Genomic DNA, 18,361 nt, shown 5'->3' with positions numbered 1-18,361 from the left:
TGTAGCGGCACAGGCCTTTCGACTCGCAAGCTCGCTCAAGGGGCAGGGGGAGGAGCTCGCTCAAGGGGCGGGGGACGGGCTTGCTCGAGGAGCAGGGGGTGTGAGGGCCGTCAGAACCCGAACTCGGCGCGGTAGTGCGCGGTGAACGCGTCGTTCGGGTGATAGTCGGCGAAGTCGACGGCGGAGGCGTCGTCTCCGGTCTCGGCCGCGACCAAGCGGTCGAGGTAGTAATCCCAACCGGGGCCGACGCCTTCAGCCATCTTCGGGTCGGGAACGCTCTGGGCAAACGTCAGCGTGGTGACGCCGTCGGCTTCGGTGAGATCGAGGCGGAGGCGCCAGTGCGTCGGATTCTCGCCGTCGTACGGGGAGGTGGTCGTGACGCGAAGCCGTCTGGGCGGGTCGCATTCGTCGATTGCGAACGCTTCCGCGGGCATGTCGTCTCCCTCGAACAGCATCTGGAATCGCACTTCGCCGGAAGCGGGCTCACCAGTCCATGTACCGATCCAACGGGCCAGGCGCTCCGGTTCGGTGATCGCGGCCCACACGTCGTCGATGGGCGCACGAAACGTCCGACGCCATTCGCAGTAGGTGCCGTCGGTTGCGTCGAGACGTCGACCGGTCGGGGCGGGTGTGCTCATGCGGTGTTCTCCTTGCGGTCGGCGTCGCTCTCGCGTCGCTCTCGGCTGGTGCGGCGGACCTCGAGGTCGAGGCCGTCGAGGACGTGTTCTGGAATCAATGGCGCAGGTGGGCGGAGACTGTCGAGGAACTCCCGCACGGGGGTGATTCCCTCGACGGTCAGCCGGTAGTGCCGCTCGCGACCGGAGGTCGACGCGTCGACTAATCCGGCCTCGGTCAGGAGTCGTAGATGCTTGCTGATCGCGGGCCGACTGATGTCGTGATCGCTCGCGAGGTCGACCACGCGAGCGGGCCCGTCGCGCAGTCGTGTCAGCAGGCTGCGTCTCACCGGGTCTGCGAGAGCTTCGAATGCGTCCACCCCACTATTGGTAATCAATCGGTTACCAATAGTCAAGGGCGAGAAGCCGACGGCACAACGTCTGTCAGTGCGTGAGGCGGCTGAGCTCCCTGCTGAGTCCCTCTGCGCCGTCGGTGAACAGGCGTCGAACGGCGAGACGGAGCAGCGGTTCGAGCAGTCCGAGCGCTCCGTGGAAGTCGAAGGCGACCGCGTAGGTCACCTCGGTGCGGTCCCCCACCTCGACCACCGTGATCGTGTCGACTGCGGTGATCGACTTCTTCTCGCCGCGAAGTCGGATGAGCGAGTGCGGTTCGACGTCGGTCAGCTCGTAGTCGAGCGTCGTGGTTCGGCCGGCGAACTTGCTCTCCACCCGGTATCGGGTGCCGACGCGTCCGTCGCCGCTGAGCGTTTTCACGGCGACAGCGTTCGGATCCCACTGCTCTGCGTTCGTGAAATCGGACAGGTAGTCGAACACCGCGACGGCGGACGCCTCGGTGGACACCGTCTGCTGCATCTCAATCATGTTCTTTCTCCTGCTTGACGACGAAGTGTTCGGACTGGGCGGCGGCCTGCCCGGTGATGTTGCGTGCCATACCGCTGAAGATGATGCCGTGGAACGGCAGGATCGAGGCCCAGTAGGCGTGTCCAGCCAACCCGTTCGGACGGAACAGCGCGCGCTGGTGATACACCGATCCGCCGTTGTCGCGAGGCTCGACGGACAACTCCAGCCAGGCGTCTCCCGGCACCTTCATCTCGGCGCGCAGCCGGAGGAGCCGCGGGCGTTCGAGGTCTTCGACGCGCCACCAGTCGAGCGCCTCGCCGACGCGCAACCTGCGCGGGTCTCGTCGACCGCGGCGGAGTCCGACGCCGCCGCTGAGGCGATCGATCCATCCGAGGACACTCCACGCGAGCGGGAACGAGTACCAGCCGGTCTCGCCGCCGATCGCCTCGATGACCTCCCACAACATCTCAGGGGGTGCGTCGGAGTCGTGACGTCGCTCGTCCTTGTACAGGGTTCCGCCGGACCACTCGGGGTCGGACGGAATGGGGTCGGACGGGGCGGGGGTCGACGTCGCATCGGACCATCGGGTCGGCACGTCCAGGTCGCGGATGCGGGCCAGTGCCAACTCGACGGCCCGCCGGTAGCCGGTCAGCCCTCCGGCCGGTTCGGGGATGTACTCGGCGATGTCCTGCTCGTGGCAGACCACCTCGTGCACCAGCGATTCCATCAGCGGAACCGCGATCGACCGCGGAACAGGCGTCACGAGATTCACCCACTGGGCCGACAGCCAGGGCGTGAGCACCGGGACGGGCACCACGAGGCGTCGCGGCAGTTCGGCGACAACCGCGTACTCGCGCATCATCTCGAGATAAGTGAGCACGTCGGGGCCGCCGATGTCGAACGATCGATTCACCTCGGCGGGAAGCTCGGCCGAACCGACCAAGTAGTGCAGGACGTCGCGCACCGCAATCGGTTGAATGCGGTTCTTCACCCAGCGCGGGGTGATCATCGCGGGCAGACGTTCGGACAGGTATCGCAGCATCTCGAAGCTGGCCGACCCGGATCCGAGGATCACAGCGGCCCGCAGCTCCGCCGTCGGCACTCCGCTGTCGCGCAGGATGCGTCCCACCTCGGCGCGCGATGCCAAGTGCGGCGACAGTTCCTCGGCGTCTGGAACCAGCCCGCTGAGATAGACGATGCGTTGTATCCCGGCGTCGGCAGCCTGCGCGCCGACGAGTCGGGCGGCGTCGGCGTCGACGGTGACGAAGTCCTTTCGCACAAGGGAGTGAACGAGGTAGTAGAGGACCTCCTGGCCGTCGACTGCGGCGCGCACAGAAATCTGATCGGTGACGTCGCCCCGGACCACGTCGACCTCGGCGCGCCACGGAACATCGTCGAGCTTCTCCGGCGAACGCGCCATCAGCCGCACGGTGTGCCCGGCCGCGATCAATTCGGGAACGAGCCGTCCGCCGATGTACCCGGTGGCCCCGAACACGACGACTCTCACGACTGGGCCGCCTTCGTCTCCGCGATGCCGCATGCTGTGGCGACTTCGCGCCACACCTCGGCGAGCCCGTCGTCGGAACCGCCGAAGTAGTGCGTCGGACGCGGCGCGCGGTCGTGCCAGAACAGCCCGCTCGGCGGTGTCGGTTCCGTCGACAGCAGCCATACCGCGGTATCGGCGCCCTCCTGCGCCGAACGCAGAAGCGGCCCGGTGACCCGCCGGAATCCCGGCAGCGAATCGGCGACGCCGGGGGTGTCGACCCACCCAGGGTGCATGCCCGACACCGTGACTCCCGCGTCGGCCCAGCGGTCGGCGAGGATCGGCAGCAACGCCACCTGCACCCGTTTGCTGCGGGCGTAGGCGCGTGCGCCGCGGTAGTCTCCGGACCGGTACTCGAGGTCGTCGGAAGGCAACGCCGCCGTGTACATGCCGCCGGACGACATGAACACGACGCGCGCGTCGCCGGCCGAGGCCAACTGCGGGGCCAGCAGTTCGGTCAGCAGCACCGGACCGAGAACGTGCGTAGCCAGCGACATCTCGTGGCCGTCGGCCGACTCAGTGCGCTCTGGCGGCATCACGCCCGCGTTGTGAACGATCCCGTCCACCCCTCGTTCGGTCAGCCGGTTCGCTAGGTCGCGGACCTCGGAAAGGTCGGAGACGTCGCCCAGTTCGATCCCGACGACTGCGCTCGGCTGCGTCTGAAGAATCGAGGCTCGTACTCCCTCGGCGCGGTCGGGGTTCCGTCCGACCAGAATCGGGCTGCCGCCCAGGGCGGCTATGCGGGCCGCAGCGGCCGAGCCGATGCCTGATGTCGCGCCGGTGACCACAACCGTTCGCCCCACCATCGATCCGGGTGCAGGTTGATTCCACGTCCGGGACCGGATCGCGAACCCGAGGCGTGAGTAGCCCCCGATCACGGAACGGTCCAGCACGGTGTCGAGCAATGCCATCGTGCGGTCCTCTCTGGCGGGTGGTTCAGGTGGTCGCAATGCCACGAGGCGGCGGGAACCGTCCTCCCGCCGCCTCGTGTCGCACTGCTGTCGTCGACTACTTGTTGTCGTCGCCTACCAGCTTCTCGGCGATCTCATTCGCCTTGTCCTTCACCTTCTCGACACCCTTGTGGATCGCGGACGACGCCTGGTCGGCCTTGCCCTCGTTCTTCAGGTCGTCGTCGCCCAGCGCGGCCCCCGCGGTCTCCTTGGCGCGGCCCTTGAGTTCTTCGGCCTTGTTCTCGAACTTGTCCTGAACGCCCATGATCTTGTGGTCCTTTCGTGGATTCTGTGGTGCGGTTTGTGAGGTTCTCTCCCGCCAGAGCGAGAGATCAGCGAGCTTGTGCGGCGGCACCCGTCTCGGTGTGCTCGCTCTGGCCTGCGATGGCACCCGACTCGTCTTCGAGGTGCGCGCGTACGAACCATTGGAACTTCTCGAGTTCGCCGGTCTGGCCGATGAGCAGATCCTCGGACACTGGATCGAGGTCGCCCAGCGCGGCGATGGCGCCGCGACTGCTGGCGATCAGGCCGTCGTACACCTTGTTGAGTGCCGCGAGATGGGCGTCGGTCGTGTCACGAAGCAGGCTGTAGTCGTCCCAGTCCCGGTCGGCGACGACGTCGCCTGCGCGGCCGCGAGGGGAGGCACCCATGGCGGCGATCCGCTCGGCGACTGCGTCCGCGTAACCGCGGACGAGCTCGACCTGGGGATCGATCATCTCGTGGACTGCGATGAACGACTTTCCGACGACGTTCCAGTGCACGTGTTTGAGGGTCAGATGCAGATCGTTGTACGCCGACAAGCGCTTCTGCAGGATCGCGACAGCCTTCTCGGTGTCGTTCGTGCTGAGCCCGGGGATGCTGAATGCGGTCATCTGTTCGTCAACTCCTTCAGCTTGTGGCGGCCAGGGCGGGGACTTGTCCCGTCGAGTGCCTGTTGTTCCGCCGACACCACAAACCTTACACAAATATCTAGTTCTGTCTAATGTTAAGGGTGATGCGAGAATGTACGAGGAGGTGATCGCCCATGTCAGACGGGCTGCGGATCGGCCAGGTCGCGCGCGTCGTGGGCATCCCGACGACGACACTCCGAGCCTGGGAGAAGCGATACGGGATCGTCGTGCCGGTCAGATCCGGGTCGTCCGGCTATCGCGGGTACCTGCCGGCCGATGTGGACCGTCTACGGCACATGCGGGCCCTGGTCGAGTCGGGTATCGCGCCGAACCGTGCCGCAGCGATCGTCGCGACCACCCCGAGAGTCGAGGATGTGTCTGGGCCGAGGCCCCAGGAACTGCTCGACGACCACGACGCGCTGGTACGGGCGGGCGCTTATTACGACGGCGCTGCGCTGGACGCGCTGCTCGATGAGGCGTTGACCGAACCCGATGTCGAGGAGGCCCTTGAACGTTGGCTGCTGCCGAGCATGCGGGTAGTCGGCGAAGCGTGGGCGAGCGAGCGGATTCCGGTGCTCGTGGAGCACTACATAGCCGCCGCGGTGATGCGTCGCCTCGGGCGACTGTTCGATGCCGCGCCGGCGGTCGGACCACGGGTGGTGGTCGGTCTGCCTCCGGACTGCCACCACGAGATCGCGGCACTCGCCTTCGCGGTCTGCCTGCGTAGGCGCGGCGTCGACGTCCTCTACGCGGGCGCGGACGTGCCCCTCGAGAGCTGGCGCCGACTGGCTGCAGAATGGGCGCCCCGCACCGTCGTGACGGTCGCGACCATGGCGGACGACGCCGTGAACGCCGACGCGGTCTGTGCTGTCCTGAAGGATGCGGGCGTCCCCCAGATGTACGTCGGTGGCACGCATGCCGTCGACGTTCCTTCTGCGATCCCGCTCCCGCTGTCGCTGTCGGCGTCGGCCGATGTGGTGGTGGCCTCTCGACTCCGCTCGAGGAGCAGGAGATAGTGCTCGGGGAGCAGGACGTAGCGTTCGGCGGTCAGTTCAGCGGGTCGTGCAGGATGCGGTCGGGCGGGACGCCGGACGCACGCAGCTTGAGCTGCGTGTGAAACACCATCGGGGCCGGCCCGGAGAGCAGGACCTCGTGCTGGGTCCAATCGCTGTAGCCGGCGACGATGTCGCCGACGCGGCCGAACCGCAGTTCAAAGCCCCATTGGCGGGGATCGGCTGAGTCGCCGATCCACCACGGGTCGTCGGGAGTCTCAGCGACGGCGGTCACTCGGAGCCACGGATTGGTCGACGCCAGTTGGGCGAGCACGCCGAGTTCGTACAGTTCACCCGGGTGGCGGGTGCCGTAGAAGACATGCGTCGGAGGCGAGTCCGGGCGGTGGGCCATCTCGAGCAGGATCGCGCGGAGCGGCGACAGTCCGGACCCGCCGCCGACCATGAGGACCGGACGTTTCCCAGTCACCTGCATAGTCCCGTGTCGCTGACCGAAGCGCCACACGTCGCCGGGCTGGGTGTCGCGGACGATGGCCCCGCTGAACAGTCCGTTCGGGATCGCATGCACGTGGAACTCGAGCTCGCCGCGCTCGTTCGGCGGCGTCGCCGGAGACAGATTCCGCCACAGATGTGGATGCTGTGGGACCTGGACCTCGGTGTACTCGCCTGAGCGGTACGGCATCCGGGGGCCCGTGGGCACCAGGCGGACGACGGCTCGTTCGCGATTGATCTGGAACTTCTGGACCACGCGGGCATGCCAGACCGCCGGGCCTTCGACGCTGTCGGCTGCGCCGCGCATCACGCCGGTCATCAGCATCATCGCGTGCGACGTCGCTTCCTGGGCGTCGGGTGACCATCCCGGACCCAACATGGCGGCGAACTCGGCCATCAGTGCGTCGTACATCAACCAGTAGTGGTCGCCGATCACACCGAACTTGCGGTGATCACGTCCCAGCTGCGCGAGAAACTCGATGAGTTCGGCGTGGTCGTCGTCATTTGCGATCGCGTCGAGCACGTGGTCGACGACCTGCGTGAACGTCGCCCGCATGCGGCTCATCTCGCTCGGGAACAGCTCCCGCAGAAACGGTGTTTCGGCGAAGAGGCGATTGAACACGCCGACCGCGAAGCGGTCGGGATCGTGAGCGATACGGTCGCGAAGGACGGTCAGCACAGGCTGCGCGGGTGGGGTCACCGGCGACGTCCTCCTCAGCTTCTCGACCGACTGTTAGTACTAGAGGGTAGCCGCCGGGGCCGACACGACACGTGAATTGCGTCGCCGGCGGCATGTGTCGTCGGACGCATATGCGACCCTGAATCGATGGTGACATTGAGTGGGGTGATCCCGGGGATCGTCGACGCTCACGTTCATTTCTATGACCCGATGCGCTCCACCTGGGCGCTGTCACGGTACGCCCGAGTGGCGACCATGCCGCTGATCAAACGATTCCCACGTCCCGCCCTCTGGGTGTCCGGGATGACGACCCGACGTTCCGAGATGCGGATGATGATCGACCCGAGCATCGTTCGATCCCCGTACGGCTCTCGACAGTACGGTGCCGAGGCCGCGGGAGTGCGGCGCGTGGCCGGTGTTGGCGTCAGCTCGGTGGTTCACATGGAATCGCACTGGTTCGGCGACAGCTCGGATGCGGCGTCGTCGTTCGCCGAGACTCGCTATGTAGCGGGTCTGCCGTTCGGTCACAACGGAGTTCCCGATCTCGGTGCGCTCGTGATCGCAGGCGATCCGACACATGCCGACTTCGGCGCGTCGGTCGACGAGCAGATTCGCTACAGCCCGCTGGTGCGCGGAGTCCGCTACAAATGGGCCCGGCATTCCGACGCGCAGGTGATGCAGTGGAGGCGCGAGCCGGGCGTCCTCAGCACGGCGTCGTTCCTGCGCGGGTTCGAGTCGATCGCTGAGAACCGCCTCGCGTTTCATTCGTTCGCCTACTCTCATCAGCTGGGCGAGCTCGATTTCCTGGCCAGGCGCTTTCCCGAGACCACGATTGTGATCGAGCACCTCGGCCTGCCTGTCGGCGTGTTCGGTCCGGTCGGTGCCGGAGCGGGAGCGACGGCCGCGGCGCGCGCCGAGATCTTGAACCTGTGGAAGGAGCGGATGAGCATGCTCGCCGCTCGTCCCAACATCGTCGTCAAAGTGTCGGGGCTGGCGCTCGGGCCGCTCGGCTACGGCCGCGAGACGGCGGGCAACATCGGTGGCCGCGACATCCTCGCCGAGATGATCGGACCACTCGTCCTCCACGTGGTCGACAGGTTCGGTCCCGAGCGAGTCGTGTTCGGCTCGGACATGCCGATCGACAGGCCCAACGCCTCGCTCGACGTGGTCATCGGCGCCCTGCTCGACGTGGTCGGCGACCGCGGTGAGCGCCTCCTCGCACATCTCTTCGCCGAGAACGCCAAGCGCATCTACGCGATCTGAGACCTGCGCGGGACTACCGGCCAGAAGTGAAACGTGTTCTAGTAACTGTATGGGTGTGTACGTGGTGACCGGGTCGGCGTCGGGAATGGGAGCGGCGGTCGCGCAGCGGCTGCGGCAGGACGGTCACGAGGTGGTCGGCGTCGACCTCGCTGATGCCGACGTGACCGCGGATCTGTCGACGCGGGACGGTCGAATCGCGGCGTCCCGCGACATTCTGGCCAAGGTCGACGGCCCGATCGACGGGGCGGTTCTGGCTGCGGGGATGGGCCCGAGGCGAGGCCGAGAACGCACGCTCGTCGAGGTGAACTACCTGGGCGTCACCGAACTCCTGGAGGCGCTGAGGCCGCGTCTGGCGCAAGCGGGCAACGCGAAAGTTGTTGTGTTCGGATCGAATTCGACAACATCGACGCCCCTCGTCCCGCGCGGAGCGGTACGTGCCCTGCTCGCGGGTGATGCGGCGAAGGCGGCTCGGATCCTCTCGCGCCGTGGTCCTCTGGCGGCACCCGCGTCGTACGCGGCGTCGAAGATCGCAGTCGCTCGCTGGGTTCGCCGGACGTCGGTGGCGGCGGAGTGGGCGGGTGCTGGAATCCGCATGAATGTGATCGCTCCGGGGCCTGTGATGACTCCGCTGCTCGCGGGGCAGCTGGCGAGCCCGACCGGCAGCCAGGTGAGGTCCTTCCCCGTGCCGGTGCGTGAGTACGGAACCCCCGAGCAGCTCGCGCAGTGGGTGATGACCATGCTGTCGCCTGCGGCCGACTTCATGGTCGGATCGGTGATCACGGTCGACGGTGGGACCGAGGCGCTGCTGCGGCCCGACGACTGGCCCGCGCGACTGCCCGGCCGCTTGCTTCCGCGCATGGCGTGGACCATGTACCAGGCGCCGAAGCGCGGTCAGGTGGCCGACTACTCCGACGTCTGATCTGCGCCGGTCATCGTCAATGCGGCGGCGGTGAACGTGTCCATCGCCCACTTGAAATCGTCAAGTGACGGCTGGGTCGAGTTCTCGAAACCGGTGAGAAGCAGCATCGCGGTCGACGCGAGGCGGTCGGCAGTGGCCTCGCCGAACAGTTCGACGCCCATTTCGGCGATGGCGCTGCGCCTAGCGTTCTCCACGTCGGCGAGGGCCGCGTGCACCTCAGGGTCGTTGGCGGCCCATGTGCGGATGGCGCGTTCGGTCGCGTGCGGCAGGCCGAGCGCGATCGAGATCAGTGCGCGGATGCGTTCGTGCGGGTCGGCGACGTTGCGGGCCGATTCGACGAGGCGATCGGTGGCTTCGACTCGCCAATGTCCGATCAGCTCAGATTCGAAGGCTTTCCAGTTTCGGAACGAGTGGTAGAACGCGCCGGTGGTGACGCCTGCCTCCGCGCAGACCGCGGCCTGCTTGAACCCGGAGTAGCCGTCACGGGCGAGCACAGTCATTCCTGCGTCGAGGAAACGGGAACGCAGCTTGTCGGGTTCGGCTGACGTCTCCATGAATGGGATTCTGTCACGTCGGGTTCGGGCAATCCCTTGCGAACCGTCCATAAGTAGACTTATGGTAAGTGGGCAGCCGAAGAGAGGACCCGCCATGTTCAACCCAGATCGCAATGCCGGGCTGGATCCGCACCGCGACTACCTGGAGATGTACCAAAACATGTCCATGCTCGACTTCCCGTGGGACTTCAATCAGGCGCTCAGCTTCGCCCTGTTCCGTACGTACGCGGTGCCGAGCGTCGGCTCGCTCCTGGCGGCGTCGGGCGGATTCGACGACACGCAGAAGCGGTACGACGACACCGGATTGCTCCTGGAAGCCCCTCTGGTCTGCGGGTTCGCGTCGCCCGACGGCAAGGCCGCGCTGCGTCGTATCAACCAGATGCATCATCGATACGACATCTCCAACGACGACTTCCGGTACGTCCTCGCGACCTTCGTCGTGGTGCCCAAGCGGTGGATCGACGAACACGGTTGGCGCAAGCTCAGCTACGACGAGGTCGTCGCCGCGACGAACTACTACCGCGAACTCGGCCGGCACATGAACATCAAGGACATCCCGGAGACATACGACGAGTTCTCGACTCTGCTCGACGACTACGAAGCAGAGCACTTCGCCTTCGACGAGGGCGGACGTGCCGTCGCCGACATGACGCTCGACCTCCTTGCGACCTTCTACCCGACGCCGGCGCGTCCAGCAGTTCGGGCGTTCTCACGTGCGCTGATGGACGATCCGCTGCTCGACGCACTGCACTACAAGAAGCCGTCCGCGGCCGTCGTCGCGCTGAGCCGACGGGCGATGCGTGCACGAGCATGGTTCGTTCGCATGCTGCCGCCGCGGCGCACTCCGATGGGCTTCGGCGACAGTCGCCGAGTGAAGTCGTACCCCGCCGGATTCGAGGTCGAGAAGCTCGGCACGTTCCCGGGCGGCTGTCCGGTGAAGCACCTGGAGGAGGCACGATGACGATCACCGTCGCCGACCTCCAGGCCGGACTGCCCAACGCCGACGCGGCCGCTCTCTTCGACTCGCTGCCGGGCGTCGGAGTCGATGACGTCCTCGGACAATGGCGCGGGTCCGAGGCGCCCACCGGTCACCCGCTCGACGGGTTCCTCGCAGTGAGCGGCTGGTACGGCAAACGCTTCGACGACGCCGATCATGTGCACCCGCTCCTGTTCGGCACACCCGGTTCGTTGTTCCCGGTCAACCCGGGAGCGATGCCGCTGCAAACACTCGTCAAGTTCGGCGCTCGGCTCCCTCGTCCGAAGATTCCCGGGGTCGGCGTCGGCTTCGCCTTGGCGAGGACCCGTCGGCACCGAGCCCGACTGCGTCGCGTTGAATACCGCGGCGTGGTCAGCACGAGCATGGTCTACGACCAACTGCCGATCATCGACCATTTCCGTGCGCTGGATCAGAACACGCTGTTCGGCGCGATGGACGTCCGCGGCTCGACCGAGCCGTACTTCTTCCTGCTGGAAAGGGACTGGTGAGTCAGTCGGCTTTGAGGTCGCGCGCCGCCGTAAGCAGACGCATGCCGTGGTAGATCGCGAGCGCGGCGATCGAGCCGAGCGCGATACCGGTGAAGATGAGGTCGCCGACCTGCCACGTGAAGTTGGCGATGCCGATGATCAGGGGGATCGCTGCGGTCATCTGGTTGATCGGTTTGGAGAAGTCGACGTTCGCGGTCAGCCAGATCCGCACACCGAGGATGCCGACGAGTCCGTAGAGCACCACTGTCGCGCCGCCTAGGACGCCCGGCGGAATCGCCGAGATCACGGCGCCGACCTTGGGGCACAGCGACAAGAGGATCGCAGCGATCGCGGCGACCCAGTAGGCGGCCGTCGAGTAGATGCGGGTCGCCGCCATGACACCGATGTTCTCGGCGTAGGTCGTCGTCGCCGACCCGCCGCCCGCGCCGGCGAGGACGGTCGCTACGCCGTCGGCCATCAGCGCCTTGCCGGTGATCGGATCGAGGTCGCGGCCGGTCATCTGGGACACCGACTTCACATGGCCGATGTTCTCGGCGATCAGGGCGATCACCGCGGGTAGGAACAGCGGGAGGACTGACAGGTTGAACGACGGCGCGTGGAACTCGGGGAAGCCGATCCAGGCGGCGGACGCGATCGCCGAGGTGTCGACGTCGCCCTGGGCCAACGCGATCAGGTAGCCGACCACAACGGCGAGGAAGATCGCCAGTCTGCCGACGAGGCCGCGGAAGAACGCGAGCACCGTCACCATCAGAACCAGGGTGATCAGGCCGACGACAGGCCCCTTCTCGAAGTTGTCCTTCGCAGCCGGCGCCAGGTTGAACCCGATCAGAGCGACGATCGCTCCGGTGACGATCGGAGGCAGGATCACGTCGATCCAATGGGTTCCGACGAAATGCACGACGGCGCCGATCGCGATGAGCACCAAGCCGAGAACGATCAGGCCGCCGAGAGCACTGCCGGTCCCATGAGCTGCGACTGCACCGGTCACCGGCGCGATCACCGCGAAGCTTGAGCCGAGATAGCTGGGGAGCTTGTTGCCGGTGATCACCAGGAAGGCGATCGTGCCGATGCCCGAGAACAGCAGCGTCGTCGACGGTGGGAAGCCCGTGAGCACCGGGACGAGGAACGTGGCGCCGAACATCGCGACCACGTGCTGCGCGCCGATTCCGATCGTTCGAGGCCAGGACAAGCGTTCGTCCGGGGCGACGACCGTCGCGTCTGCCGGGACGGTCTTCCACGTCAACATGCGTCGGAGGTTATCCGACACGCCCGAGGGGCGGCAGTGGAACCGCAACCGCGTGGCGTGCGTCCAACGAGTATGGGGGCAGAACAATCGGTCGGAGTGCGTGCTGCGCGCTTTCTCGCCGACCACGACGGCGTCATCACCACGGCTCAAGCTCGCGATCTCGGCATGACAAGAGGGCAATTGCGCGCGCGGACCGAGAGAGGCCTGTGGGTAGCGCACGCGCGGTCGACGTTCCTGTCGGCGGAGCACCGGATGACTGACATGGCGCGGGTCCGGATCGTCGCGAACGGTTACGCCGGGGCGGTCGTCGACAGGACTGCGGCGGCGTGGTTGCACGGTCTGACGAAGGTCCTGCCCGACGAGGTGACGCTCTCGCTGCCGCGAAGCTCGCACGTCGTCGACTCGTGCACGGTGCCCGCGTCGGTGTGTCGCCGTTCCTTCGCCGCGGAAGACGTGACGACCGTGAAGGGCTTGGCGACGACAGCGCTTCCGCTGACGGTGCTGGCTGCGGCCGCCGATCTCGGCGACGACGGCGTCGCGCTCATGGACAGGGCCCTGCAGATCCGCTGCGTGACGCTGAAAGACCTTCGCTCGGCGCTCGAACGGAATGCGGGTTCGCGGGGAATGCGGACTGCCCGACGGCTCCTGCGTTCAGCGGAAGACCTGTCCGAATCGGAATTGGAGCGCAAGTTCGTCCGATTCTTGAACAAGCACGGCGTCACTGGGTGGACGCAGCAGGTGTGGATGGGCAACCTCCGCATGGACTTCGTGTTCCCCGCGGAGAGGGTCGTCGTGCAACTGCACGGCTGGGCGTTCCATCATGACCACGAACAGTGGGAGAAAGACCAGGCGACGACGAACGCGTTGTCGGCCATCGGCTGGGTGCCGCTGATCTTCACGTGGAAACGCCTCGAGTTCGCGCCCGACGAAGTCTTGACCGAGCTCATGAGCACCCTTGATCTCCGCCGAAGCGTCGACTGATTCACATTTGGTGCTCGAAAGGCGGATATACGCCTTTTGCGAACCAAATGTGCTTCGAGTCGGAGTCTTAGCGATTTCCCTACGAGATATTGACGCTTCGCCCCGTTCCCGAGGACACGAATCGGGGGTAGTTCTGAATGTGCAGCCGCTGATCGAGCGGCCGCTGTCACTACAGAGGGACGGAAGATGACACAAGTGTTCTCGGGCATGTCGGAGCAAGGCGTCCGCGACGTCGAGCCGATGACCGTCAACGGTCGAGCCACTGATCTGAGCCTGCTTGCGGATCGGGTGATGCACCGTCTTCCGCCGCGGCCGGTGATGGTCCTCGATGTACCCGGCAACGAGCAGCTTCGGCACATGGCCACGCGCAATCCCCTGTGGAAGCGGAAGTCGATCGTCGACGTCGGAGGTGTGGTGACGGCGGTTCCGGCCGCGCCGTGTGATCGCCTGCTCGCGGTCGAGGAGATCGGGCCCATCGAACGGGCCGTCCACGACGTGCTGGTGACCGGGCTGTTCACCGCAGGCCCCCAGGTCGCGGAGTTCGAGCACGCGCTTGCGGGTTTCCATGGCGCGGTGAGCGCGGTCGGCACCGCGTCCGGGACGGATGCTCTCGTCGTTGCACTGCACGCGGTCGGGGTCGGGCGCGGTGACGACGTCGTCATCCCGTCCAACACGCCCCACGCGACCACGAATGCGGTCTGTCTCGCCGGAGCGAATCCGGTGACCGCGGAGGTCGGCGACGATCATCTGCTCCACCCGGAGTCGGTGCGCGACGTCCTGACCCCCAGTACCCGCTGCGTCGTTCCGATTCATCTCAACGGTCGTGCCGCCGATGTCCGGTCGATCAGCGCCGTTGTCGCGGGCACCGACGTCGCGATCGTCGAAGACGGTGGTCAGGGCATCGGTCTCGACGGGTTGGGAGTGTGGTCTGACGCAGTCGCCGTCGGTTTCGACGTCCAGAAGAACCTGGCCTCCTGTGGGCGTTCGGGCGCGGTGCTCACGAATCGGTCCGATGTCGCCGAACTCGCACGAGAACTCAGCCTCGACACCCCGATGGACGACGTTCAAGCGGCTGCCCTGTCCGCGCGGCTGCCCTATCTGGCACTCAACAACCTGCGTCGATCGATCTTGGCGCTCCGCTACCTCGACTGGCTCGCACCGCTCGCCGACACCGGATTCATCACCCTGCCCGAGCGAGTCGACAACCACGTGTGGAACCAGTTCGCCGTCACCCAGGACACCCGGCTCGCGGCGCACACCGGCGAGACCCTCGCCCAGCGCGGTGTCGAGACGTCACGGTCCGGGAATGTGCTGCGTCTTCCGATGTTTCCGGGTCTGACGATCACCGAGCAGGATCACGTCGTCGCGGCACTGTTCTCTGCCGCCAAGACCGGTCCGCGAGGGTGAGCGGTCAGGGGAGAGAAGTCTCGACCGGGCGCGTCGGATCGGACGACCACTGTGAGTACGAGCCGGGATAGAGCGTGGCGTCGATTCCCGCCACCGCGAGCGCCGCGATCTGGTGAGCTGCGGTGACACCTGACCCGCAATAGACCACCACCTCCTGGCCCGGGGTGACGCCGAGGTCTGCGAAGCGAGCGCGCAGAACGGACGGGGGCAGGAAGCGGCCGGACGCGTCGACGTTGTCCGACGTCGGCGCGCTCACCGCGCCGGGGATGTGGCCGGGGCGCGGATCGACAGGCTCGACCTCCCCGCGGAATCGTTCACCGGCGCGGGCGTCGAGCACAATCGCCGAAGTGGAGGCGACGTCGTTCATGTCAACGGTCGGCATGGCCCCGGCGGACAGGCTGACGGTGCCGGTCCGAGGCTTCGCGTCGCCCTTCGACACGCGCATCCCGGCGTCCCGCCACGCGCCGAACCCTCCGTCGAGGATCCGCACGTCGGCGACGCCTGCCCAGCGCAGAAGCCACCACGCCCGTGCTGCGGACATGCCCGCGTTGTCGTCGTAGACCACAACCGGCGAACCGAAGTCGACACCCCAGCTGCGTGCCGACGCCTGCAGTCGTTCGAGATCGGGCAGGGGATGTCTGCCGAGTTCGGAATTCGCGGGTGCGGCCAGTTCCGCCTCCAGATCGACGAAGACGGCGCCGGGCAGATGCCCGTCGCGATAGCGCTCGGCACCGTCGTCCCGACCCAGCTGCCAACGGATGTCGAGCACCGCGGGCGGTCGATTCGACAGCATCGATTCGACGAGATCGTCGACGGTGATCAGTACGGCGTGGTCCGAGGCGTCAGGCATACGATCGAGCGTAGCGATGCGCGTACCCGGAGTGGGGCGTCACAGAGTGCGGAGCAGAGCCCGCGTGCGGTCGCGGGTCTCGGCGTCGCGGTCGAAGAGGATGCCGACGTACTCGTCGACACCGAACGACGCCAGCTCGCGGATCTTGTCGGCGACGGTCGCCTCGTCGCCGATGATCGCGGCGTCGGCGGGACCGGTGAAGCCTTCGCGGTCGAGCATCGCCTTGTATGACGGCAGCCCGTCGTACATGGCGAACTGGCGGCCGGCTTCGGCTCGGGCGCCGTCGACGTCGTCGGTCACGCTGACCGGCAGCATCGCGACCGTGCGGACCGAACCGTCGGGTCGACCGGCGTCGGCCGCGGACTGACGGAGTGTCGGGATGATGTGGTCCCGCAGCGTCTTGGGGCCGGTCATCCAGGTGACGGTGCCCGCCGTGCGACGTCCGGCGAGATCGAGCATCTTGGGACCGAGAGCAGCGAAGTAGACGGGCGGCGCCGGGACGTCCACCAGTGACAGCTTCCCGCGAGTGGTCACGAGATCGCCTGCGGCGCTGACCTTGTCGCCCGCCAGCAAGGGGAGGAGTCCGTCGAGGTACTCCGAGGTGCGTTGGACGGGCTTGGCGTATGGGACGCCCCACATGCCTTCGGTGACCACGCGATGACTCAGTCCGAGCCCGAGATTGAGGCGGCCGCCGATGATCTGGTTGACGGTCAGCGCCTGCTGGGCGAGCTTCATCGGATGCTGCGACTGGATCGGGAGAACGCTTGTGCCGAACTCGATACCGGGCACTTCGCGTCCGGCGACAGCAATCGCGGTCAGCAGGTCGGGTTCGTTCGGCATCTGCGTGGACCACACCCGTGCGAAGCCTTCACTGTGGAGTTGCGCGAGATTCTCGATCGACTTGTCGAGGGACAAGTTCTTCGCGTTGATCGTCCAGACGACGCTGACCTGCATGTTCATCTCCGTATGTGTGGGGCGGGACTGTGAGTTCGACAGTACTTGTGCTGAGCGGACCGCACCTCACTGCTCCTCAAGCGAGCTTGCGAGTCGAAGTGCTCGTGCCGAGCCTCCACGCCCCGAGTGAGAATGAGACGGATTCGCGCTGGCGTCTCACGCGGATCGGATCTATCGTCATCAGACATGGGCGTCGAACTGGCAGTGTCACCGCAGCACAAGAAGGTCCGCGATCGGGTGAAGCGATTCACACGGTTCGATCTGCTGCCCTCCGACGCCGTCGCTGAAGCCTTCGCCCGCGGGCATTCGGAAGGCGACCCCGTCGCAGAACGATTCGTCGCCGAGACCTACCACGGGGAGATGGGCGGTGAGAAGGCGCGCGCACTGCTCGACAAGGCGCTGCGCGTCGGAATCGCCAACGTCCCCGATGCACCGGAGTCGATGCGTGCGCTCTTCGCCGAGTTCGAGACGATCCCCGACTGGCTCGACCCGGACCTCATCGAACAAGGCGCGGCAGTGTGGCGGCGCTGGGGATACAGCCTCGGGGCAGTCGGCAACGCCGGAACGATGGACACCTACACCGAGGCGTCGCTCGCCGTCCCGCTGTCGTTGTCGGGCGGCTACGCCGGAGCGTCGGCGCTCCACCGGTATCTGGAGACCAGCCGTTGGTGGCTCGAGGTGTGTCGGCCCGGCGCGGTTCTGACACCGGGGTCGACAGCGCGTGAAGTGTCTCTCAAAGTCCGGGTCATGCATGTGTCCGTACGAGCGCGCGTCGCCGCACATCCCGAATGGCGGTCGGACGTCCACGGTCTGCCGATCAGTCAGAGCGAGATGATGCTGACGCTCCTCGGCGGCAGTGTCGGCCCGGCGCTCGGTCTGTACGCGCTGGGATTTCTCACCAGCCCGGCAGAGATGCGGGCCGTGTTGCACTTCAACCGCTACCTCGGCCACCTCGTCGGATGCCGCGTCGACGACATGTACCCGGCGACAGTCGGCGACGGTGTGCGCCTGCTCTACTACTTCGACGCCACCCGCAAGCACGACTCTGGCGAGCTTGGGCCGGAACTCGTCGAAGGCTTCGTGCCATCGTTCGAGCCTGCAGCGTCGGTGCGCGGATTTCAGCGGGTGCGCACGCTGTTCCACCTGCACCTGCAGGCCGGGTACACGAGGTTGTTCATGCTCCCGTGGAACCGTAAGAACTACCGGCTGCCCAGTGGGCTTCCGGGTCTCGCGTTCATGGTGGCGCGAGCGCCGCTCGTCGCCGTCGTCGAACTGTTGCGCCGAGTTGTCCCCGCCGTCGACCGCGCCGAACAAGCCGTCGCGATGCGCAGTTGGCGCCGTTGGCACGCCTGGCACATCGGGCGACGCGAAGAGGCCTTCGACGCGTCGAAGGCACTCCGCCGCTAACCTTCTGCGCGTTTTCGGCAGGGGCAGTGGGGGGTGACCATCGGACACCGCGGGTAGGCCTTCGATGGGACTTCATTCTGCTCGTTGAGCGAGCGGAGCGAGTCGAAGCGTGTGTTGTTGCTGCGGGGGTCGGGTGGGGTGCTGTGGGCCTTTCGACTCGCTTCGCTCGCTAATGGAATGGACTGAGGTTGCCGACGAGAGTTGGCAGACTTAGTTGAGGTAGCCAGCCTTCGGGTGAGCACTTCAGCTCGCTGGG

General features: G+C 66.5%; 20 protein-coding genes. 8 read left to right on the top strand and 12 right to left on the bottom strand.

The genetic code is table 11. The annotated features are described in order from the left end of the window. Window positions 1-110: 110 nt before the first annotated feature. From GM1_RS20175 to GM1_RS20145, 7 genes are all read right to left on the bottom strand, one after another. Window positions 111-638 (bottom strand): SRPBCC family protein, encoded by a 528-nt coding sequence (locus GM1_RS20175; RefSeq protein ID WP_008382012.1) that lies wholly within the window; start codon window positions 636-638, stop codon window positions 111-113. Beyond that, window positions 635-994 carry an ArsR/SmtB family transcription factor gene (locus GM1_RS20170; protein WP_008382010.1) on the bottom strand — a complete coding sequence of 120 codons (360 nt, stop codon included), beginning with the start codon at window positions 992-994 and terminating at the stop codon, window positions 635-637. Before GM1_RS20170 ends, GM1_RS20175 begins: the two co-directional genes overlap by 4 nt. 64 nt (window positions 995-1,058) lie before the next feature. Then, window positions 1,059-1,496, bottom strand: a complete 438-nt coding sequence (locus tag GM1_RS20165) for an SRPBCC family protein (protein WP_008382008.1) — start codon at window positions 1,494-1,496, stop codon at window positions 1,059-1,061. Continuing rightward, entirely contained in the window at window positions 1,489-3,015 is a 1,527-nt protein-coding gene (locus GM1_RS20160; RefSeq protein ID WP_081604344.1) for an SDR family oxidoreductase, read from the bottom strand. The genes GM1_RS20165 and GM1_RS20160 overlap by 8 nt, the downstream gene beginning before the upstream one ends. After that, the gene (locus GM1_RS20155; RefSeq protein WP_008382005.1) at window positions 2,979-3,929 is read right to left on the bottom strand and encodes an SDR family NAD(P)-dependent oxidoreductase; all 951 of its coding nucleotides are present in this window, start codon (window positions 3,927-3,929) and stop codon (window positions 2,979-2,981) included. The genes GM1_RS20160 and GM1_RS20155 overlap by 37 nt, the downstream gene beginning before the upstream one ends. Before the next feature lie 97 nt (window positions 3,930-4,026). Next, window positions 4,027-4,233 carry a CsbD family protein gene (locus GM1_RS20150; RefSeq protein WP_008382003.1) on the bottom strand — a complete coding sequence of 69 codons (207 nt, stop codon included), beginning with the start codon at window positions 4,231-4,233 and terminating at the stop codon, window positions 4,027-4,029. A gap of 67 nt (window positions 4,234-4,300) precedes the next feature. Next, window positions 4,301-4,840, bottom strand: a complete 540-nt coding sequence (locus GM1_RS20145) for a Dps family protein (RefSeq protein ID WP_008382002.1) — start codon at window positions 4,838-4,840, stop codon at window positions 4,301-4,303. 152 nt (window positions 4,841-4,992) lie between these two features. On the opposite strand from GM1_RS20145, the gene GM1_RS20140 reads away from it, so the two are divergent. Beyond that, window positions 4,993-5,874 (top strand): MerR family transcriptional regulator, encoded by an 882-nt coding sequence (locus GM1_RS20140; RefSeq protein ID WP_008382001.1) that lies wholly within the window; start codon window positions 4,993-4,995, stop codon window positions 5,872-5,874. Between the two features lie 31 nt (window positions 5,875-5,905). Here GM1_RS20140 and GM1_RS20135 read toward each other — a convergent pair whose 3' ends face one another. Then, window positions 5,906-7,060, bottom strand: coding sequence for a globin domain-containing protein (locus tag GM1_RS20135; protein ID WP_008382000.1), 1,155 nt, complete (start codon window positions 7,058-7,060; stop codon window positions 5,906-5,908). 126 nt (window positions 7,061-7,186) lie between these two features. Here GM1_RS20135 and GM1_RS20130 point away from each other — a divergent pair, with 126 nt between their 5' ends. Next, window positions 7,187-8,302 (top strand): amidohydrolase family protein, encoded by a 1,116-nt coding sequence (locus GM1_RS20130; RefSeq protein WP_008381999.1) that lies wholly within the window; start codon window positions 7,187-7,189, stop codon window positions 8,300-8,302. Window positions 8,303-8,351: 49 nt separating this feature from the next. Beyond that, window positions 8,352-9,221 carry an SDR family oxidoreductase gene (locus GM1_RS20125; RefSeq protein ID WP_008381998.1) on the top strand — a complete coding sequence of 290 codons (870 nt, stop codon included), beginning with the start codon at window positions 8,352-8,354 and terminating at the stop codon, window positions 9,219-9,221. Here the strand turns inward: GM1_RS20125 and GM1_RS20120 are convergent. Next, window positions 9,206-9,775 (bottom strand): TetR/AcrR family transcriptional regulator, encoded by a 570-nt coding sequence (locus GM1_RS20120; RefSeq protein WP_008381997.1) that lies wholly within the window; start codon window positions 9,773-9,775, stop codon window positions 9,206-9,208. The genes GM1_RS20125 and GM1_RS20120 overlap by 16 nt on opposite strands. 94 nt (window positions 9,776-9,869) lie before the next feature. Here GM1_RS20120 and GM1_RS20115 point away from each other — a divergent pair, with 94 nt between their 5' ends. Continuing rightward, window positions 9,870-10,736, top strand: a complete 867-nt coding sequence (locus GM1_RS20115; protein ID WP_008381996.1) for an oxygenase MpaB family protein — start codon at window positions 9,870-9,872, stop codon at window positions 10,734-10,736. After that, on the top strand, window positions 10,733-11,260 hold the full coding sequence (locus GM1_RS20110; RefSeq protein ID WP_008381995.1) for a DUF4334 domain-containing protein: 528 nt from the start codon (window positions 10,733-10,735) through the stop codon (window positions 11,258-11,260). Before GM1_RS20115 ends, GM1_RS20110 begins: the two co-directional genes overlap by 4 nt. Window position 11,261: 1 nt before the next feature. On the opposite strand, the gene GM1_RS20105 is transcribed toward GM1_RS20110, so the two are convergent. Further along, window positions 11,262-12,506: a uracil-xanthine permease family protein gene (locus tag GM1_RS20105; protein ID WP_008381994.1), complete on the bottom strand. Its 1,245-nt coding sequence runs from the start codon at window positions 12,504-12,506 to the stop codon at window positions 11,262-11,264. A 96-nt stretch (window positions 12,507-12,602) separates the two neighbouring features. Here GM1_RS20105 and GM1_RS20100 point away from each other — a divergent pair, with 96 nt between their 5' ends. Further along, window positions 12,603-13,487 carry a DUF559 domain-containing protein gene (locus tag GM1_RS20100; protein ID WP_008381993.1) on the top strand — a complete coding sequence of 295 codons (885 nt, stop codon included), beginning with the start codon at window positions 12,603-12,605 and terminating at the stop codon, window positions 13,485-13,487. Between the two features lie 186 nt (window positions 13,488-13,673). Beyond that, window positions 13,674-14,894, top strand: a complete 1,221-nt coding sequence (locus tag GM1_RS21785; protein ID WP_052005497.1) for a DegT/DnrJ/EryC1/StrS family aminotransferase — start codon at window positions 13,674-13,676, stop codon at window positions 14,892-14,894. A gap of 4 nt (window positions 14,895-14,898) precedes the next feature. Here the strand turns inward: GM1_RS21785 and GM1_RS20090 are convergent, their stop codons facing one another. Next, a complete protein-coding gene (locus GM1_RS20090; protein WP_008381991.1) occupies window positions 14,899-15,744 on the bottom strand; it encodes a sulfurtransferase in 846 nt (281 codons plus the stop codon). Window positions 15,745-15,783: 39 nt separating this feature from the next. Beyond that, on the bottom strand, window positions 15,784-16,698 hold the full coding sequence (locus tag GM1_RS20085; protein ID WP_008381989.1) for a TIGR03564 family F420-dependent LLM class oxidoreductase: 915 nt from the start codon (window positions 16,696-16,698) through the stop codon (window positions 15,784-15,786). 186 nt (window positions 16,699-16,884) lie between these two features. On the opposite strand from GM1_RS20085, the gene GM1_RS20080 reads away from it, so the two are divergent. Then, window positions 16,885-18,105, top strand: coding sequence for an oxygenase MpaB family protein (locus GM1_RS20080; protein ID WP_008381987.1), 1,221 nt, complete (start codon window positions 16,885-16,887; stop codon window positions 18,103-18,105). Window positions 18,106-18,361 lie beyond the last annotated feature (256 nt).

Origin of the sequence: Gordonia malaquae NBRC 108250 (genome assembly GCF_000344135.1) — a bacterium.
GTDB classification, from domain to species: domain Bacteria; phylum Actinomycetota; class Actinomycetes; order Mycobacteriales; family Mycobacteriaceae; genus Gordonia; species Gordonia malaquae.
Note: the sequence above shows the minus strand (reverse complement) of the source record. Positions and strands in the feature narration are given on the sequence as shown.

Coding starts and splice junctions, on each gene's coding strand:
- GM1_RS20175 (WP_008382012.1), bottom strand. CDS start 638: ATGAGCACACCCGCCCCGACCGGTCGACGTCTCGACGCAACCGACGGC.
- GM1_RS20165 (WP_008382008.1), bottom strand. CDS start 1,496: ATGATTGAGATGCAGCAGACGGTGTCCACCGAGGCGTCCGCCGTCGCG.
- GM1_RS20160 (WP_081604344.1), bottom strand. CDS start 3,015: ATGCGGCATCGCGGAGACGAAGGCGGCCCAGTCGTGAGAGTCGTCGTG.
- GM1_RS20155 (WP_008382005.1), bottom strand. CDS start 3,929: ATGGCATTGCTCGACACCGTGCTGGACCGTTCCGTGATCGGGGGCTAC.
- GM1_RS20150 (WP_008382003.1), bottom strand. CDS start 4,233: ATGGGCGTTCAGGACAAGTTCGAGAACAAGGCCGAAGAACTCAAGGGC.
- GM1_RS20145 (WP_008382002.1), bottom strand. CDS start 4,840: ATGACCGCATTCAGCATCCCCGGGCTCAGCACGAACGACACCGAGAAG.
- GM1_RS20140 (WP_008382001.1), top strand. CDS start 4,993: ATGTCAGACGGGCTGCGGATCGGCCAGGTCGCGCGCGTCGTGGGCATC.
- GM1_RS20130 (WP_008381999.1), top strand. CDS start 7,187: ATGGTGACATTGAGTGGGGTGATCCCGGGGATCGTCGACGCTCACGTT.
- GM1_RS20125 (WP_008381998.1), top strand. CDS start 8,352: ATGGGTGTGTACGTGGTGACCGGGTCGGCGTCGGGAATGGGAGCGGCG.
- GM1_RS20120 (WP_008381997.1), bottom strand. CDS start 9,775: ATGGAGACGTCAGCCGAACCCGACAAGCTGCGTTCCCGTTTCCTCGAC.
- GM1_RS20115 (WP_008381996.1), top strand. CDS start 9,870: ATGTTCAACCCAGATCGCAATGCCGGGCTGGATCCGCACCGCGACTAC.
- GM1_RS20110 (WP_008381995.1), top strand. CDS start 10,733: ATGACGATCACCGTCGCCGACCTCCAGGCCGGACTGCCCAACGCCGAC.
- GM1_RS20105 (WP_008381994.1), bottom strand. CDS start 12,506: ATGTTGACGTGGAAGACCGTCCCGGCAGACGCGACGGTCGTCGCCCCG.
- GM1_RS21785 (WP_052005497.1), top strand. CDS start 13,674: ATGACACAAGTGTTCTCGGGCATGTCGGAGCAAGGCGTCCGCGACGTC.
- GM1_RS20090 (WP_008381991.1), bottom strand. CDS start 15,744: ATGCCTGACGCCTCGGACCACGCCGTACTGATCACCGTCGACGATCTC.
- GM1_RS20085 (WP_008381989.1), bottom strand. CDS start 16,698: ATGCAGGTCAGCGTCGTCTGGACGATCAACGCGAAGAACTTGTCCCTC.
- GM1_RS20080 (WP_008381987.1), top strand. CDS start 16,885: ATGGGCGTCGAACTGGCAGTGTCACCGCAGCACAAGAAGGTCCGCGAT.